Here is a 17,435-nt window from a genome sequence, read left to right as displayed (position 1 = left end):
ATGAGAATACCAATCACCACCAGAAGAATCTCTCCAATGGCATATAGCATGTATTTACTGAATTTGTTTTCGGTAAGTAAATTTTGACGAATGCGTCGTAAGAATTTTATCATAGACTAAAGTTATATAAGGATATTTTAACACATTACAACGTTAACAAAACTCAACAACTAAAATTTTAAATTAAAGTAGTGTTGTTGAGCAAGTTATATCTAAGTGTTATTTCAAATTTTCATTAAGAGCTTCTATAGCTACATCGAGACTTTCTAACAATTCCCTAGAATCTTCTATTATGTATTCCAAGTTATTTGTGTATTCTTCCATCAAATCCATTCGTGCTCTAAGCATATTTAAATAAATGGAACTGTTAACGTCCAAAGCATTTAGGCCCTCTTGAGTATTTCGGTTATAGTAATTAGCAAAGTTCTCTTTAAAAAAGGCTACATTATGTTCAATATCTCTTTCTATATCTTTCATATTGTCATGTAAATCTCTTTCTATATTAAAGTAATAATAGTCAATATTAAAGTTAGCCTCCTCTATTTTTGGTATTAATCTAGGGTACTCTTCTGTTTTTTCAATATTATTTAAATAAGAACTATTTAATTCGTAAAGTGGTAGTGCAGAAATTTTTCTAAATTTCTGTAAATTAATATGAAAATCGACTGGTGTAAAAACATATTGTATACACCTTAGACATTTTTTAAATTCGTTTGTATCAATAAGTCTATAAGCAGCAAAATCTAAAATTGAATCGTGTATGCTTTCAGTTTCTTTAAGCAAAACGGACATATTTAAGGTGTCATATACTATTTCACTCCTAATATCGAAATATGCATCCCGTAAATTTTCTTTATTCTTTTCAAAAGTTTCAGCTATTTTCTTATTCTCTTTATAATCATCTCTAATGCCATCGACGGTTAGTGCTAGTAGCATTCCTATAATGACTACAATAACCTCAAAAATTAGAGAATACTTTTCATTCTTTAAATAATCAACAAGATTCTTCATTTTAAAAATATTTATTTGGTTAATTTATTTATGTTTTAATTGCTTTAGGTTCTCTAAAATGATATGTTAGACATTATAAAAAGCGTCTCTTTTCTCTTCGGTTGTTTTTGTTATTTTACATAAGCGCTTCTCTTTTATCTGAAAATAATTTGTCATAGTTTTATTTTATCTTTTAGCATATTTCACCTTTTTAACTCTAATAAAGACCTAGTAGATCTTTGGTTTTGCTGTACTTAAACTGCGCCTAATATGATATAAAACTTTTGTATCGTTAATCTAAATATTTATTAATTGCAGTTACTAACCTTTTTATGGTATTAATAGTCTCATCATATTTTATAATATGGTTAACTTCTAATGTTATGAGGCGATAATCGATTATATTATGGTAAAAACGATCTGTCCAAATAAATTTAAAGTCATTTGGTGTTGCAAATTTGGCAAATGTTAAGTCATGAAAATTACTTAAGTAATAGGCTCTACTCACCTCATTAATAGACATTTCTAACTCATTAATCCAATTTAGTTGTTCGTAATCATTTTCAAAAAGTTGCACAATTTGTAACCTTATTTTTTCATCCTTAATAAGATTTAAGCCTGCCGATTTTAAGTATTCATAAAAAGCATCATTGAGTTTAAGTATGCGCATACCATAAATGACACCGAATAAAGTGTCTAACTCTTTTTTGTATTTATAGTTTTTATTTTCTATAAGAGTTTGTAAATAGTTTATATCTTCTACTGATTTATTTACTTCTTTTTGTTTATTGGTAATACGATCTAAATCTATCAATATGCTTTTCCTCAATTCAGTAAGAGCGCGAATCTCTGTTTGTGCATCAATTCTATCGTCATTCCAGTTAGAAATTGACAAAGCCAATAAAATACCAATCACCACAAGGATGATTTCGCCAATAGCGTATTTAAAGTATTTGCCTGTTTTTCCTGTTCCCAAGAGGTTGTATCTTATTTTACGAAAGAATTTTATCATAATAATTTCCCGAGAAAGCGGGAATCTTGTTGGTTATCTTTCAGTTATTTCTTTAATTCCTTATTAATTAATTCCATAATAATATCGATTTCCTTTTGCATATCTTCTAGTCTGTCAATAGTTTCGAGTTGAGATATACTTTTCCAACGATGTATCCCTTCATAGACTAAAATAAGTTCTTTTAAATTTTCATCAATATTTAAAAACGCTTTCATTTCGGGTTGGTTGACCAGCCTTTTAGGCAATGTTGTTGACCCTAACAAACCACTTAATTTTTGAGTTATATCCTGTTGCCCTTTACTTGTGTCTTCAAAACGATTTATAGTAAGGTTTTGTAGACGTCTTAGGTTCATTAGTTTATTTCTTATATGTGAATGAATTAAGCCAACATCACCACTGTTCTGAAGTGATTCGATAGTATTTGTATTGAATGTTAAAGGTGTTGATATTAAAGTAAGTTTAGAAATCTGGTCATAAACTATAATTGGAGTTAACCCTTCTTTATCATAAGAGCTTGTGTACTTGTTATATTCTTTTTGGTGATTGCTGAATTCTTTAATGGTATTTTTAGCAGAGACTATATCATTGTTCAGGTCGTCTAATAATTGCACGTAATAATCTTGTGTCTTTGTTTCTAATTTTTGGTTTTCATTCCAATTATTAATCTGTAAAGCAATGAGGATACCAATCACCACAAGTACAATTTCGCCAATGGCATAGATAAAGTATTTCGAAAATTTATTTTCGGAAAGGAGTTGTTGGCGAACTCGCCTAAAAATTTTAATCATTTACTTTCTAATGAAAGCAAATTAGGTTGATGGTTGTAGTTGAGGTTGGTTAACTATATGTATATAAAGATATTAAAATGTTACGGATTATTCTTTGTAAATTCCTACAGTTAATTTTCCTTCATCATTCATAGTCGCTCGATACATGCCAGTAGTGTTAAACTCCATAACCATATTACCATTTTTATCTACTGCAATAATACCGCCTGTACCACCTAAATCGGTCAATTTATCTTGTATAACAACACGCGAAGCTTCTTGCAAAGACAAGCCTTTATATTCCATAAGTGCAGAAATATCGTGAGCAACCATGGCTCTAATAAAATATTCGCCCCAACCTGTGCTCGATACAGCACACGTGGCATTGTTTGCATAAGTACCAGCTCCTATAATTGGAGCATCACCAATTCTGCCATAACGCTTATTCGTCATTCCTCCTGTTGACGTGCCTGCTGCTAAATTTCCGTTTTTATCTAAAGCTGCGCAACCAACCGTTCCGAATTTAGAATCTTTAATATATGGATCGTAAAAAGCGATTTTAGCGTCATGGTCTAACTCTGTTTTTTCTCTGTCCTTTATTCGCTGTAAAGATTTAAATCGGTTTTCTGTGAAGAAGTAACTTGGTTCTACAATGTCTAAACCTTGTTCTTTGGCAAATGTCTCTGCGCCTTTTCCAGAGAGCATTACGTGTTCCGATTTTTCCATAACGGCTCTTGCTAAATTAATGGGGTTTCTAACTGTTGTGGTTCCTGCAGAAGCTCCTGCATTTAATGTCTTCCCATCCATTATTGAAGCATCTAACTCATTGGTTTCAGCGTTAGTAAAAACAGCTCCTTTGCCAGCATTAAATAATGGTGAGTCTTCCATAACATTGATAGTTTTTTCAACTGCATCTATACTACTGCCTCCATTTTTTAAAATATCATAACCTACTCTTATGGCTTCTTCAAGTTTTGCTTGGTAAGCGGCTTCACGCTCTGGAGTCATATTCTTTTTTAATATTGTACCTGCTCCACCATGAATAACAATGGCAAATTTTGGCCTTTCCGTTTCAGAATCTGTTGTCGTTTGAGTATCTGAAGTTTCATTAAAATTTTCAATTTTTTTACAAGAAAAACAGATGAGAAGACCAAAAATAAATGGGATTAATTTTTTCATGTTAGGATAAAATTTATAACTGCTTTAAAGTTACATTTTTAGGGCACAAGCCTCAAACAAAACTGAGTTTTTATTAGTAACTTTGCATCAAAATTTAATAATTCATAAAAAACAAGCATATATGGAAGCAGTTGCTACCGATTTCGGAATAAAAGAAGCCTTAAGCCAATTAGGTGTTAAAGCCATAAATGAAGGCACTTCTACAGGTTCAAATAATTTTTCTAATGGAGACATTATAGAATCGTATTCTCCAGTAGATGGCAAATTAATTGGAAAAGTAAAAACAACAACAAGAGCAGATTACGATAAAGTAATGGATGCAGCTACTAGCGCATTTTTATCTTGGAGAGATAAGCCAGCTCCACAACGTGGAGAAGTAGTTCGCCAATTTGGAAACAAATTAAGAGATTTAAAAGAGCCTCTAGGAAAGCTAGTATCATACGAAATGGGTAAATCTTTGCAAGAAGGTTATGGTGAAGTTCAAGAAATGATTGATATCTGTGATTTTGCAGTAGGATTATCTCGTCAATTAAACGGACAAACTATTCCTTCAGAAAGACCAGGACACGTAATGAGAGAGCAATGGCACCCAATAGGTGTTGTTGGTATTATTTCAGCATTTAACTTTCCTGTTGCTGTTTGGGCTTGGAATACCGCTTTAGCATGGATTTGTGGTGATGTATGTGTATGGAAAGGTTCTGAAAAAGCGCCTTTATGTTCTATTGCTTGTCAAAATATTATTGCAGAGATTTTAAAAGAAAACAATTTACCTGAAGGGATTTCTTGTATCATCAATGGAGATTACAAAGTAGGTGAAATGATGACAACAGATCATAGAATTCCTTTAGTATCTGCAACTGGTTCTACTCGTATGGGACGAATAGTAGGCGCAACTGTCGCTGAACGTTTTGGTAAATCTTTATTAGAGTTAGGTGGTAACAATGCAATTATTATTACTCCAACTGCAGATTTAAAAGTCGTGGTTCCTGGTGCTGTTTTTGGTGCTGTTGGCACATGCGGACAACGTTGTACATCTACAAGACGATTAATAATTCACGAATCTGTTTACGATAAAGTAAGAGATGCTATTGTTGGTGCTTATGGTCAATTAACTATTGGAAATCCTTTAGATGAAAGAAATCATATTGGACCATTAATAGATCATGATTCTGTAAACACCTATTTAGCTGCGATTGAAAAAGCAAAAGCTGAAGGCGGAAATGTATTAGTTGAAGGCGGTGTTTTAGAAGGTGAAGGTTACGAAAGCGGATGCTACGTAAAACCAGCTATTATTGAAGCAGAAAATCATTTTGAAATTGTACAACATGAAACCTTTGCTCCTATTTTATATTTAATGAAGTATTCAGGAGGTGTTGAAAACGCTATCAATAAACAAAATGGTGTTGCTCAAGGCTTATCTTCTGCCATCATGACAAACGAAATGAAAGAGGCAGAGAAATTCTTGTCTTATGCAGGTTCGGATTGTGGAATTGCCAATGTAAATATTGGAACATCTGGTGCTGAGATTGGTGGTGCTTTTGGTGGAGAAAAAGAAACTGGTGGTGGACGCGAGTCTGGATCTGATGCTTGGAAAGTGTATATGCGTCGCCAAACAAATACAGTGAACTACTCTGACGAATTGCCTTTAGCGCAAGGCATCAAGTTTGATTTGTAGGTGTAGTAACAAAATAAAGTTCGCAAAAAAACCCGTTTCAATTTGAAACGGGTTTTTACTGTATAAATAAACCTTGTTTCAGATTCGACGTTAATCGAGTGAAACAAGGTTATATAATTGATTAATAGCAATACAAATATCTAGATTTATTTTTATCGTCCACAAAATTTATGATGAATGGTAAAAAAAAATGTATAATCTGTAGTGTTTTTACGCAACCCTCGATAAGATGCAGAAAACAAGGATATAATCTTTATAAATTCCGACAAACTAACTGTATTTCACCTTTCTTAATATTCTAATTGTTTCTTTATAAGAGTTGTAAAGGCTAGAATCGTGCTTTTTAATGTAGGGTTTGGCATATTCGAGTTTTGGTAAGGCTTCATCAAACCCATTGAGGTAACAAATTAAATAACTGGCAGCGAGATTTTGTAAATCATTAATTTCATGCTCTGTAAGTGAAATGTTTTTTTCAAGTTTTTCTAAAATAGCATTATTGTTATTGTATATGTGGTGCAACACCTTTTTGTCAAATCGAGGTGGCTCAAAAATTAAATTTGTGTCTATAGAATAGTTAGCATTATTATTAAAATGAATCGTTTTTTCTTCAAGCTTATGGTAATTGTGAGATTGATATAAACCAAGTCTTACATATTCAATAATCTTAAAAGAATCTTCGGTATAAGAAATAGCAACTTCATCTAGTGTAGAATAAAACAAGCGTACTTGTTCGTTAATAAGCTCAATGTCAACTCTAGAAAAGTACGTTTCATCTTTAATTTGTTTTTTATCTCCAGACCAACAAAGAACAAAGTACTCTTTAAACACTTTGTATTGTGGTTTAAAATCTTGCCGTTTATTCATAAAATCAAAAACACCATCTAGGGTGAGTTTAATATTATTCTGCGCATGATTTTCAATGGCTGAAACAATTTTTGAGTTAACGTCTTCTATTTCAACATCAAAAACCTTTGGCATGCTCATACTTCCATCTCTAAAAAACACAGAGCCACCATAATATTTCCAGATGTTTTTTCTTAATGATGTAATTTGGTCAATGGGTCTAATAGTAACTAGTCCAACGACTTTGTCATCTGGCAAATGAGGAAAAGGAATATTTTCGTATTGAACTATTGGTGGATTAGCTAGATATGCATTGATGAGGTTTTGAATTTTACTATCATCAAAAAAATCGACACCAATTATTTTGTTATCCTCGTCTTGCACACCAATAACAATGTATGAGTTGTTTTTAGGATTACTATTTGAGAGTGCGCAAATATGTTTTAAGAACTTAGCTTTACCTTCTTTATAGCCAATATCTATTTTTCGCTTTTTGTCGTAGAAACTGTTCTCATCGTTGTGAGCTAGAAGATGTTTTATGAGAAGTCTTTTGTTTATCATAATACCTCCTGCGAAAGCAAGAATCTTGTTAATTAATGTAATGAATCAATTTAATAAACAACCGCAAACAGCATCAAGGCACTTTATATCCTTGACTAGCCACTAAAATTAAAAACCAGTCTTCTAATTCTAGGTCAATCTTAGCCGATTCAGCAGCTAACTTCAATCTATCTTTATTTGTAGTGCCAACTACAGGGTGAATACCAGATGGATGTTTTAAAATCCAAGCTAACAATAATTGATCTTCCGTAGCGTTATATTTATCCATCAGCTCGCCAAGTTGTTTGTGAATGCGTCTGGTTTGTTCATTATCTTCTCTAAATACAGAACCTAAAGGAGACCAAGCCATTGGTTTTATTCCTGATGTAGTCATATAATCTAAAGTCCCATCATGCATTGCAGAATGTTGAGTGAGTGAAAACTCAATTTGATTGACATCAACATCTATACGAAGTCCAATCATATCCATTTGTGAAGAAGTAAAATTAGACACACCAAAATCTCTAATCTTCCCATCTTTTTTCAAAATAGTGATGGCTTCTGCGATCTCTTCTGCTACCATTAGCGGACTAGGCCTATGTAATAACAATAAATCTAAATACTCTGTGTTTAGATTTTTTAAGGACTCTTCAACAGACCAAATAATATAATCTTTGCTATAGTTGTAATGTTTAACCTTATTGTTGCGATTATCACACACATACTGAATTCCACATTTTGAAATCAGCTGAATGTCTTCACGTTTTATACCAGAATCTATGAAAGCTTTACCGAAATCAGCTTCTGTGGTATAAGCACCATAAATATCAGCATGATCAAAGGTGGTGATGTTATTAGATATACAATAGTGTATCAAAGCTGCCATTTCTTTTTTTGAGAATTGTTTGCCCCAACTTCCCCAAGTCATCGTACCTGCAATTAATCGAGAATAAGTCACTTTTTTTTCAGTTTATATAGGTTTTTATGCAATTGGTGTATAAAAATACTCAAAACATAAGGATTACTGTATTATTGATCTGTAATTATTCCATATCCCAAATCATGAAGCATTTACAATCTATAAAACCACACTTATTTACATTTATTATTTTGGTTTGTTTAACAAGCTGTAATAAAGACGACGTTAATGAAGACGCTAATCTTTCAACCGTTAATGTAAAATTGAAAAGTACAATTGGCGAACTTAATAAAGTTTATCTAGAAATTGAAGGTGTTCAATTAAGGGTAAAAGAAAATGAGAATACACCTAATGCATGGCTAAGCCTAAATGTTATTAACCAAGGAACTTATAATGCTTACGATTTAAGAGAAGGTTCAGAATTACTTTTAGTAGATAATTTTGAAATAGAGTCCACCTTCATTTACGAAATCAGATTGGTTCTTGGTAATAATAACTTCATAGATTTAAATAATATATTATACAGTTTAGATGTTACAAATTCTGGTAATGCTTTACCCTCAAATTTGGTGAGAACAGAATTAGTTAAAAATCGTTTTTATGAATTTGTTATAGATATTGATATTGATAAATCGGTAAACTTTAATGAAGACGAAAACATGATGGTTTTAAACCCAAAACTTTATACAGAAATAAGACAAATTCAATATTAATTATCCTAATCCATGATTAATAGAACTCGCCTAGGCGAGTTCTGAAAGATAAAAGAGTAATACTTCGGTATTACTCTTTTTTTTAACCAATTGTTAACAGCAACTAACGAAAAATTTTAACACTTTGCATCTTCTAAAAAATTACTAAAAATAGTTTCATTCTTAAACCCTTAAAATCATGGAAGAAACGAGTACAATTGATATTAAGTCAATTAATGAAAAAATAGAAAAAGAAAGTGCATTTGTAGACTTGTTAACTTTAGAAATGAATAAGGTTATTGTTGGTCAAAAACATATGATAGAGCGTCTTCTTATAGGACTGCTTGGACAAGGACATATTTTGTTAGAAGGTGTGCCAGGATTAGCAAAGACATTAGCAATTAATACACTCTCTAAAGCCATCGATGCGAGTTTTAGCAGAATACAATTTACACCAGATCTTTTACCTGCAGATGTTGTTGGTACAATGATTTATAACATGAAAGAAAATGACTTTTTAATTAAGAAAGGTCCAATATTCGCAAACTTTGTATTGGCAGATGAGATTAATAGAGCACCAGCGAAAGTGCAATCGGCTCTACTTGAAGCCATGCAAGAAAAGCAAGTGACTATTGGTGATGAAACTTTTATTTTAGACAAGCCCTTCCTAGTAATGGCAACACAAAACCCTGTTGAACAAGAAGGAACCTATCCTTTGCCAGAAGCACAGGTCGATCGTTTTATGCTGAAGACGATTATTGATTATCCGACAATAAATGATGAGCAACAAATAGTAAGAGCTAACCTAAAAGGCTCTTACGAAAAGGTAAATCCTGTGGTTTCGGTTGCGCAGATATTGAGTGCGCAAGAAGCTGTACGTGAGGTTTATATGGATGAGAAAATTGAGAAATACATTTTAGACATCGTTTTCGCTACACGTTATCCTGAAAAATATAAACTAGGAGATTTAAAGCCGTTAATATCATTTGGAGCATCACCTCGTGGAAGTATCAATTTAGCTACAGCAGCAAAATGTTATGCATTCATTAAAAGAAGAGGTTATGTGATTCCTGAAGACGTTCGTGCGGTAGTTCACGATGTATTACGTCATAGAATAGGCATTACTTATGAAGCCGAAGCAGAGAATGTTACTTCAGAAGATATTATCAATAAGATAGTTAATGAGATTGAAGTACCATAGCATTGTCATTCCTGCGAAATCGAAGATTCATGAATACATTAATTTTGAATAACAATACATGAGTAAGGCAGGAATCTCATTATTATTTGTCAAAAGGTTAATTTGATAGATTCCGCATCTAGTGCGGAATGACAAAACAGAAAATGGATACTAAAGAACTTCTAAAAAAAGTACGAAAAATAGAGATTAAGACACGTCGTTTGTCTGATCATATATTTGGAGGTGAATACCACTCTACATTCAAAGGTCGTGGAATGACTTTTTCTGAAGTACGCCAATACCAATATGGTGATGATGTAAGGAGTATAGATTGGAATGTTACTGCACGTTATAATGAGCCATACATCAAAGTTTTTGAAGAAGAACGTGAGCTGACTATGATGCTCATGGCAGATGTTTCGGGCAGTAAGTTATTTGGAACTAAGAATCAATTTAAAGATGAAATCGTTACTGAAATAGCTGCAACTTTGGCGTTTTCTGCAACACAGAACAACGATAAAATAGGTTTGATTTTGTTTTCAGACGAGATAGAACTTTACATTCCACCTAAAAAAGGACGCTCTCATGTACTAAGAATAATACGAGAGTTATTAGAATTCAAACCAAAAAGCAAAAACACCAATGTTGCTGAAGCCTTTAAGTTTTTATCTAATGTGATGAAAAAGAAAGCGATTGTATTTGTGCTGTCCGATTTTATTGCAGAAGACTATAAGCAGAACCTAAAAATTGCTGCAGGCAGACATGATATTACAGGCATAAGAATTTACGATAAGCGCGAAGAAGCAATTCCTAATCTTGGTATGGTAGAGATGGAAGATGAAGAAACTGGTGAGCTGATGTTAGTGAATACGGCGTCAAAAAGAGTAAGACAGAATTACAGTAAGTATTACTATGAGAAGGTAAATTACTTTAAAGAAGCATTTACTAAATCTGGAGCAGGCACTATAGATTGTCGTGTAGATGAAAGCTATGTAAAGAAATTATTAGGATATTTTAAACAAAGAGGATAATAGATTAACGATTTATGATTAACGATTTTAGATTTAAAAAAAGCAAAACTCCCGTCTTCGGTCTTCCGTCTTTGGTTGTATTTTCTATGCTCTTTTTTCTATGCTCATTCTTTTCATTTGCACAGGTTACATCCAAAATTGATACTACTAAGATTAGAATTGGTGAACAAATTAGCTATAAAATTAAAGTTGAAGCAGATTCATCTGCCTTAGTTGTATTTCCTGAAGGGCAAACATTTATGCCTTTAGAAGCCGTTGAAGCTTTAAAAATTGATACCACAAAAAAAGACGCTAAGTTTTTATTATCGAGAATTTATAAGCTCACACAGTTCGATTCGGGCTCATATACCATTCCTAGGCAAAAAGTAATTATTGGTGAAAAATCATTTTTTACAGATTCACTTCGTGTTAATGTTAATACCATTGAAGTCGATACCACAAAGCAAAAGCTGTACGATATTAAACCTATTTTTAAAGTTGATAAAACTGGAGGTAATTGGTGGAAATGGCTTTTGGGGATTATACTCGCAATAGCTTTGGTCGCGTTCTTGTTATATTGGTTTATATGGAGAAAAAAACCTTTAACAGAAGAGGAAGAGATTGCTCTATTACCACCTTATGATCGCGCAAAATTAGCCTTACAAAAATTAGATGAAAGTCAGTATTTAATGCGTTCAGAAGTTAAAGACTATTATTCTGAATTGACTTTTATCATCAGAAAATATTTAGACGAAAAAGTTTATGATCGTGCTTTAGAAAGTACAACGGGTGAATTGATTTCTAGGCTTCAATTGCTAAAGGACGGTAACCAAATCCCACTTTCAAAAGACACTATTAAAAACCTTGAGTCGATTTTAAACCGTGCTGATTTGGTAAAGTTTGCCAAGTCCGCACCAGATACAGCACTTGCTGAAATGGATAAAGCCACTATAGATAAAGAAATAGATCATGTAAAGGTGAGTTTGCCAGAATCTACAGAAGAAGAAAAGCTTTTAGATATAAAATACAAAGAAGAACAAGAGCGTAAGAAGAAGCGTAGAAAAATCATTCTCACTGCTGCCATTTCTATATTCTTAGTAATTGCAACTTTTGTTGGTTTTGGTATGAAATATGGTTTTAATTATGTGAAAGATACCATCATAGGGCATGAAAGCAAAGAATTGCTCGAGGGTGATTGGGTAGAAAGCGCGTATGGTTTTCCTCCTGTTTATATAGAAACTCCAAGGGTTTTAAAGCGTGCGGATTCACCAGTGCCAAAAGAAGCCAAAGAACAGATGACTATGACGAGCTTTGTATATGGCACATTGTTAGATGTTTTTAGCATTGCAGTTAATACCACAACGCTTAATGTGCCTAAGCAAGAAGCTAAAACTAAAGATACCGAAAACCCAACATTCGATTTATTGAAAACTTCAGAAGTAAGCATTAAAGGTTTCGAATCTAAAGGCGCAACGGATATAACTGTTAAAAGAGAACAATTTAATACACCAAATGCCGCAGAAGGCTTAAAAACTTTCGGAACACTAAATATTAAAGTTCCTAATGCGGATTATGAAATGAATGCTGAGTACGCATTATTATTTTTCTCAAATGAAAATGTGTTGCAGCAAATTATAATTACCTGGCCACAAGATGATGATTATGCAGATGAAATGGTACAGCGTATTATAGACTCAGTAGAACTTAAGCAAGACGAAGAAGAAACCAAAGACTGATGTTTGATAATATAGAATTTTTAAATAAAGAATTTTTTTGGTTGCTATTGCTCATACCAGTAGCACTGCTTTGGTATGTCTTTAAACATAGTAAACAAACAGCTGAGTTAAAAATATCGAGTATTAGAGGTTTTAAGTCTTCATCTTCGTTTTGGTCTAAGTTTAAGCACTTACTTATTGTATTACGTTTAATTGCATTAGTCTTATTAATAACAGCATTAGCAAGACCACGAACAGTAGATGTATCTACAAAAACTAAAACTACACGCGGAATAGATATCGTTATGTCTATTGATGTTTCTGCAAGTATGTTAGCAAAAGATTTACGTCCAAACAGACTTGAAGCTTTAAAAGAAGTGGCTTCCGATTTTATAAATGGCAGACCAAACGATCGAATAGGTTTGGTAGAATATGCAGGTGAAGCCTATACAAAAACACCGATAACAAGTGATAAATCCATAGTGCAAAGATCACTTAGAGATATAAAATATAATACCATAATAGAAGGAGGTACAGCTATTGGTATGGGATTAGCGACTTCAGTAAATCGTTTAAAAGATAGTAGAGCCAAAAGTAAAGTGATTATTCTGCTTACGGATGGTGTCAATAATTCGGGTTTTATAGATCCTAAAATCGCGAGCGAATTAGCTGTTGAGTATGGCATAAAAGTTTATACTATTGGGTTAGGAACCAACGGAATGGCATTGTCGCCAGTGGCTATAAACCCAAATGGGACGTTTAGATATGGTCGGCAGCAAGTAGAAATTGATGAGGATTTACTTAAAGAAATTGCTAATGTAACTGGTGGTAAGTATTTTAGAGCAACCAATAATAAGAAGTTGGCAGAGATTTATAACGAAATCAATAAGCTCGAAAAAACTGAAGTAGAAGAAAAGAAGTATTACAATTATGAAGAAAAGTATAGACCATTAATACTTTTAGCAGGTTTACTTTTATTAATAGAATTATTATTACGAAATACAATATTTAGAAGCTTTGTTTAGACTCGACGAAAAAATATGGTTTTGGACTTTACTGGTTATACCTGTAATTATTTTGCTATTCATTTTGCTTCAAATATGGAGAAGATCTGCTCAAAATAAGTTTGCAGATAGTGAATTATTAAAACGATTGAGTCCTAATCAATCGCTTTTTAAAAGTACATTAAAAGTTTTAGTACTTTGTGGTGCCTTTGCATCTTTATCATTGGCGTTGGTTAATCCTAAAATTGGAACAAAACTAGAAACGGTACGAAGCCAAGGGGTTGATATTGTCTTTGCGGTCGATGTTTCTAAGAGTATGCTTGCAGAAGATATTGCACCAAACCGTCTAGAAAAATCAAAACAATTAGTTACTCAAATCATAAATAGTTTGGCTAGTGATCGTGTTGGTATTATTGCGTATGCAGGTAAAGCATTTCCACAATTACCAATTACAACAGATTACGCATCAGCTAAAATGTTTTTGCAAAACATGAATACTGATATGTTGTCTTCTCAAGGAACAGCTATTCATGAAGCTATACAGTTAGCAAAAACATACTATGATGATGAAGAACAAACCAATCGTATTCTAATCATTATTTCCGATGGAGAAGATCATGGAGGAGAATCCGTAGATGTTGCAGAAGAAGCTAGTGATGAAGGAATTAGAATTTTAACCGTTGGAGTTGGTGACATTAAAGGAGGTCCAATACCAATAAAGCGAAATGGAGTTGTCTTAAATTATAAAAAGGATAACAAAGGTGAAACCGTAATTACCCGATTAGATGAAACAACTTTAAAAGAGATTGCGAAGGAAGCTAATGGAGTATATATCAATGGTGCTAATACAACTGAGGTTGTCAATACTATCAAAGAGGTATTAGATAAAATGGATAAGAAAGAATTTGAGTCTAAGCAAATTGCAGATTTTAAAGATCAATTTCAATGGTTTTTAGGTTTAGGAATTCTGTTGCTGTTTATAGATATATTCTTCTTAGAAAGAAAAACAGCATGGCTTAAAAAATTAAATTTATTTAATGAAACATATATATAAAAATATGAATCGGAAGTATTAATAATAAATATGTTCAATGAGACCAATAAAAATAATAAGCACTAGCGAATTAAAATTTTTAGATTTTATTTAACGCAATCTACTGCAAAGCTTTATTAAATTAGAGAATAATAAATAAATAAAATTACCAGATGAAATTATACATAGTATTTTTTACTTTTTTAATTACATTTTCAGGTTTTTCACAAGAAGAAAAGTTACAATTAAAAGCAGAAAAAAAAGCAATTGATTTAGTATTTAAAGCTAACGAGTTGGCTGAAGAGGATAATTATGTAGAGGCCGAAATGGAATATAGAAAAGCCATTTCTGAAGCTCCTAGTAAATCTGTTGGGTCTTATAACCTAGCGCATTCTTATTTTAGAAAAGGCAGTTTTAACGAAGCCTTATTTAGAAGTCAGGAAGCCGCAAAGAATGCTGTCACTAAAGATGAAAAGCACAGAGCCTTTCACAATATTGGGAATATATTAATGCAAAACGAGCTGTGTAAAGAAGCTGTTGAAGCCTTTAAAAATGCCCTTAGAAATAATCCTAGCGATGAAGAAACACGCTATAATTTTGCCTTAGCCAAAGAATGTGCAGAGCAGCAAAAAGATGGTGGTGGAGAAGATGATAAAAAAGACGAAGACAAAGAAGAGGAAAAAGATAAAGAGGACAAACAAAAGAAAGAAGACGAGAATAAGGATAAAAAAGATAAAAAGGACGAAGGCGATAAAGATAAGAAAAAAGGCGATAAAGAAGAAGATGAAAACGGTAAGCCAAAAGACGATAAAAAAGATGACGGAAAAGGAAAAGACGACAAAAAGGATAAGAATCAAAAACCAAAACCAGGACAAATGTCGCCTCAACAGATTAAGAATATTTTAGATGCTATGCAAAATCAAGAACAGAAAGTTCAGGAAAAAATAAATGCTGAAAAACAAAAAGGAGCTAAAATAAAAACTGAAAAAGACTGGTAGTTTAGTTGGTAGTCTCAGGAATCAGTTTACAGTATCCTGCGAGGTTTCAAAATCAAATGAATTGAATTGCACACTGAGTGCAGTCGAAGTGCTTTAATATAAAAATGAAAGTAGTAAAAAACATATCGATTCTATTCCTAATACTGGCAACAAGTATAGCTTCAGCACAAGTAAAGTTTGAAGCCAAAGTCAGTAAAAAGAAACTTGGAGTAAATGAGCGTTTGCGAATAGATTTTGAAATGAACCAAGATGGAGACAATTTTGTACCTCCTAGCTTTAAAAATTTCACAGTTGTAGGTGGTCCTAATACATCGGTAAGTAATTCTTGGGCAAATGGAAAACGTTCTTATTCTAAAACCTATAGTTATTTTTTAGCACCAAAAAAACGTGGAAAATTTACAATTAAGCAAGCTACTATTGAGATTAGAGGAGAAACATATAAAACATTTCCAATAACCATTAATATTACGTCTGCTGTAGATAGACCAAATAGTCCTCCAGATGCTTCAGATATTGCATCGGAGAATATTCATTTAGTTGCAGAAGTCTCTAAAGCTAATCCATACTTAAATGAAGCTATAACTGTTGTTTATAAGTTATATGTTTCAGCAGAAACAGGTGTTAGTAATTGGAGAGAAAAAGACAATCCAAGATTTAATGATTTCTGGAGCCAGAATATAGAAATTAAGGGTCTTAATATTCAAAAAGGAATTTATAAAGGGGAAGAATACCGTTATGTCGTTCTAAGAAAAACAGTACTCTATCCTCAAAAGACGGGAAAATTAAAATTAGAGCCTTTAGTATTAGATATTACCGTAGAAGTGCCATCTGGTAGAGCAGATATTTTTAATCGTCAAATAATGACTAAAGTTCCTAAAACGGTAACTGCTGGTAGTAGAACGATTGACGTAAAGCCTTTGCCAGAGCATGGTAAACCTGCTGATTTTAAAGGAGCTGTAGGTGATTTTTCATATAGTGTTAAGACAACCAAGAGCCAATTGAATGCTACAGAATCGCTTCAGGCTAAAATAGAAGTTACAGGAAAAGGAAACCTAAAATTATTTGAATTACCAAAGTTAACCGTGCCCAGCTCATTAGAAGTTTATGAGCCAGAGCATAATGAAAATGTGAGAACCAATTTAACTGGTATGCAAGGGAGTATTTCCGACACATACACTATTGTTCCTCAATACAGAGGGAAATATCCTATACCTACAATTTCATTTTCTTATTTCGATTTAAAAACGGAAAGCTATAAGCGTATCAGTTCAGATGAAATTGTTATAGATGTGTTAGAAGGTCCAACTGCAGCTATTAATAATGCAGATAACGAGTCTGCATTAAACAACAAACAGACGGTTAGATCCAATACCAATACTTTTGCTTTTATAAAAACATCATCTAGTTGGACTAATATTACTAGTCAACCTTTCTTCAAATCAAACGGGTTTTGGTTGCTATTATTATTACCATTTTTAGCAATTCCATTGGCAATTGTTGTAAGGAGAAGCAAAGATAAACGTGATGCAGATGTACAAGGTAATCGCATTAGAAAAGCGGATAGACTTGCTAAGAAATATTTGAGTGCAGCAAAGAAGACTTTAGGGCAAAAAGAGGCTTTCTATGTTGCTCTTGAAAAGGCATTGCATAATTATTTAAAGGCAAAACTAAATATAGAAACTAGTGATTTTAATAAAGAAAAAATTGAAATGCTACTTATAAAACGCGATGTTGAAAGCAATGTGATTTCAAACTTCATCTCAATTTTAGAGAATTGTGAGTTGGCACGGTATTCACCAATTACACAAGTAACTATGCAGAATGATTATGATAAAGCTGCAAAGACAATCTCATTAATAGATAAACAATTAAGATAGT

At 32.7% G+C, this 17,435-nt stretch carries 15 protein-coding genes; 9 read left to right on the top strand and 6 right to left on the bottom strand.

The window, feature by feature from the left end; genetic code table 11:
- Positions 1-219: 219 nt before the first annotated feature.
- The 4 genes from AAC053_RS00380 to AAC053_RS00365 form a co-directional block, all read right to left on the bottom strand.
- Complete coding sequence (locus AAC053_RS00380) at positions 220-1,011, bottom strand: hypothetical protein (protein ID WP_339751415.1); 792 nt, start codon at positions 1,009-1,011, stop codon at positions 220-222.
- Between the two features lie 271 nt (positions 1,012-1,282).
- Positions 1,283-1,966 carry a DUF6090 family protein gene (locus tag AAC053_RS00375; protein WP_339751413.1) on the bottom strand — a complete coding sequence of 228 codons (684 nt, stop codon included), beginning with the start codon at positions 1,964-1,966 and terminating at the stop codon, positions 1,283-1,285.
- 80 nt (positions 1,967-2,046) lie between these two features.
- Positions 2,047-2,790 carry a DUF6090 family protein gene (locus tag AAC053_RS00370; protein WP_339751411.1) on the bottom strand — a complete coding sequence of 248 codons (744 nt, stop codon included), beginning with the start codon at positions 2,788-2,790 and terminating at the stop codon, positions 2,047-2,049.
- An 87-nt stretch (positions 2,791-2,877) separates the two neighbouring features.
- A complete protein-coding gene (locus AAC053_RS00365) occupies positions 2,878-3,948 on the bottom strand; it encodes an isoaspartyl peptidase/L-asparaginase (RefSeq protein ID WP_339751410.1) in 1,071 nt (356 codons plus the stop codon).
- A gap of 121 nt (positions 3,949-4,069) precedes the next feature.
- On the opposite strand from AAC053_RS00365, the gene AAC053_RS00360 reads away from it, so the two are divergent.
- Complete coding sequence (locus AAC053_RS00360; protein ID WP_339751407.1) at positions 4,070-5,623, top strand: aldehyde dehydrogenase family protein; 1,554 nt, start codon at positions 4,070-4,072, stop codon at positions 5,621-5,623.
- A gap of 270 nt (positions 5,624-5,893) precedes the next feature.
- On the opposite strand, the gene AAC053_RS00355 is transcribed toward AAC053_RS00360, so the two are convergent.
- Together AAC053_RS00355 and AAC053_RS00350 are read right to left on the bottom strand one after the other, a co-directional pair.
- Positions 5,894-7,027 carry an ATP-binding protein gene (locus tag AAC053_RS00355; RefSeq protein ID WP_339751405.1) on the bottom strand — a complete coding sequence of 378 codons (1,134 nt, stop codon included), beginning with the start codon at positions 7,025-7,027 and terminating at the stop codon, positions 5,894-5,896.
- A 73-nt stretch (positions 7,028-7,100) separates the two neighbouring features.
- Positions 7,101-7,964 carry an aldo/keto reductase gene (locus AAC053_RS00350; protein WP_339751402.1) on the bottom strand — a complete coding sequence of 288 codons (864 nt, stop codon included), beginning with the start codon at positions 7,962-7,964 and terminating at the stop codon, positions 7,101-7,103.
- A 104-nt stretch (positions 7,965-8,068) separates the two neighbouring features.
- Here AAC053_RS00350 and AAC053_RS00345 point away from each other — a divergent pair, with 104 nt between their 5' ends.
- From AAC053_RS00345 to AAC053_RS00310, 8 genes are all read left to right on the top strand, one after another.
- Complete coding sequence (locus AAC053_RS00345) at positions 8,069-8,638, top strand: DUF4382 domain-containing protein (RefSeq protein ID WP_339751400.1); 570 nt, start codon at positions 8,069-8,071, stop codon at positions 8,636-8,638.
- A gap of 178 nt (positions 8,639-8,816) precedes the next feature.
- Positions 8,817-9,818: a MoxR family ATPase gene (locus AAC053_RS00340; RefSeq protein WP_339751398.1), complete on the top strand. Its 1,002-nt coding sequence runs from the start codon at positions 8,817-8,819 to the stop codon at positions 9,816-9,818.
- Between the two features lie 143 nt (positions 9,819-9,961).
- Positions 9,962-10,828: a DUF58 domain-containing protein gene (locus AAC053_RS00335; protein ID WP_339751420.1), complete on the top strand. Its 867-nt coding sequence runs from the start codon at positions 9,962-9,964 to the stop codon at positions 10,826-10,828.
- Between the two features lie 14 nt (positions 10,829-10,842).
- Entirely contained in the window at positions 10,843-12,543 is a 1,701-nt protein-coding gene (locus AAC053_RS00330) for a hypothetical protein (RefSeq protein WP_339751395.1), read from the top strand.
- Positions 12,543-13,547 carry a VWA domain-containing protein gene (locus AAC053_RS00325; protein ID WP_339751392.1) on the top strand — a complete coding sequence of 335 codons (1,005 nt, stop codon included), beginning with the start codon at positions 12,543-12,545 and terminating at the stop codon, positions 13,545-13,547. The genes AAC053_RS00330 and AAC053_RS00325 overlap by 1 nt, the downstream gene beginning before the upstream one ends.
- Entirely contained in the window at positions 13,540-14,580 is a 1,041-nt protein-coding gene (locus tag AAC053_RS00320) for a VWA domain-containing protein (protein ID WP_339751389.1), read from the top strand. The genes AAC053_RS00325 and AAC053_RS00320 overlap by 8 nt, the downstream gene beginning before the upstream one ends.
- A 152-nt stretch (positions 14,581-14,732) precedes the next feature.
- The gene (locus AAC053_RS00315) at positions 14,733-15,557 is read left to right on the top strand and encodes an aerotolerance regulator BatC (protein ID WP_339751386.1); all 825 of its coding nucleotides are present in this window, start codon (positions 14,733-14,735) and stop codon (positions 15,555-15,557) included.
- Between the two features lie 104 nt (positions 15,558-15,661).
- Positions 15,662-17,434 carry a BatD family protein gene (locus AAC053_RS00310; RefSeq protein ID WP_339751384.1) on the top strand — a complete coding sequence of 591 codons (1,773 nt, stop codon included), beginning with the start codon at positions 15,662-15,664 and terminating at the stop codon, positions 17,432-17,434.
- Position 17,435 lies beyond the last annotated feature (1 nt).

The organism is uncultured Winogradskyella sp. (assembly GCF_963975125.1).
In the GTDB taxonomy this organism is placed as follows: Bacteria; Bacteroidota; Bacteroidia; order Flavobacteriales; family Flavobacteriaceae; genus Winogradskyella.
Note: the sequence above shows the minus strand (reverse complement) of the source record. Positions and strands in the feature narration are given on the sequence as shown.

Coding starts and splice junctions, on each gene's coding strand:
- AAC053_RS00310 (WP_339751384.1), top strand. CDS start 15,662: ATGAAAGTAGTAAAAAACATATCGATTCTATTCCTAATACTGGCAACA.
- AAC053_RS00345 (WP_339751400.1), top strand. CDS start 8,069: ATGAAGCATTTACAATCTATAAAACCACACTTATTTACATTTATTATT.
- AAC053_RS00330 (WP_339751395.1), top strand. CDS start 10,843: ATGATTAACGATTTTAGATTTAAAAAAAGCAAAACTCCCGTCTTCGGT.
- AAC053_RS00360 (WP_339751407.1), top strand. CDS start 4,070: ATGGAAGCAGTTGCTACCGATTTCGGAATAAAAGAAGCCTTAAGCCAA.
- AAC053_RS00335 (WP_339751420.1), top strand. CDS start 9,962: ATGGATACTAAAGAACTTCTAAAAAAAGTACGAAAAATAGAGATTAAG.
- AAC053_RS00370 (WP_339751411.1), bottom strand. CDS start 2,790: ATGATTAAAATTTTTAGGCGAGTTCGCCAACAACTCCTTTCCGAAAAT.
- AAC053_RS00315 (WP_339751386.1), top strand. CDS start 14,733: ATGAAATTATACATAGTATTTTTTACTTTTTTAATTACATTTTCAGGT.
- AAC053_RS00325 (WP_339751392.1), top strand. CDS start 12,543: ATGTTTGATAATATAGAATTTTTAAATAAAGAATTTTTTTGGTTGCTA.
- AAC053_RS00380 (WP_339751415.1), bottom strand. CDS start 1,011: ATGAAGAATCTTGTTGATTATTTAAAGAATGAAAAGTATTCTCTAATT.
- AAC053_RS00340 (WP_339751398.1), top strand. CDS start 8,817: ATGGAAGAAACGAGTACAATTGATATTAAGTCAATTAATGAAAAAATA.
- AAC053_RS00365 (WP_339751410.1), bottom strand. CDS start 3,948: ATGAAAAAATTAATCCCATTTATTTTTGGTCTTCTCATCTGTTTTTCT.
- AAC053_RS00355 (WP_339751405.1), bottom strand. CDS start 7,027: ATGATAAACAAAAGACTTCTCATAAAACATCTTCTAGCTCACAACGAT.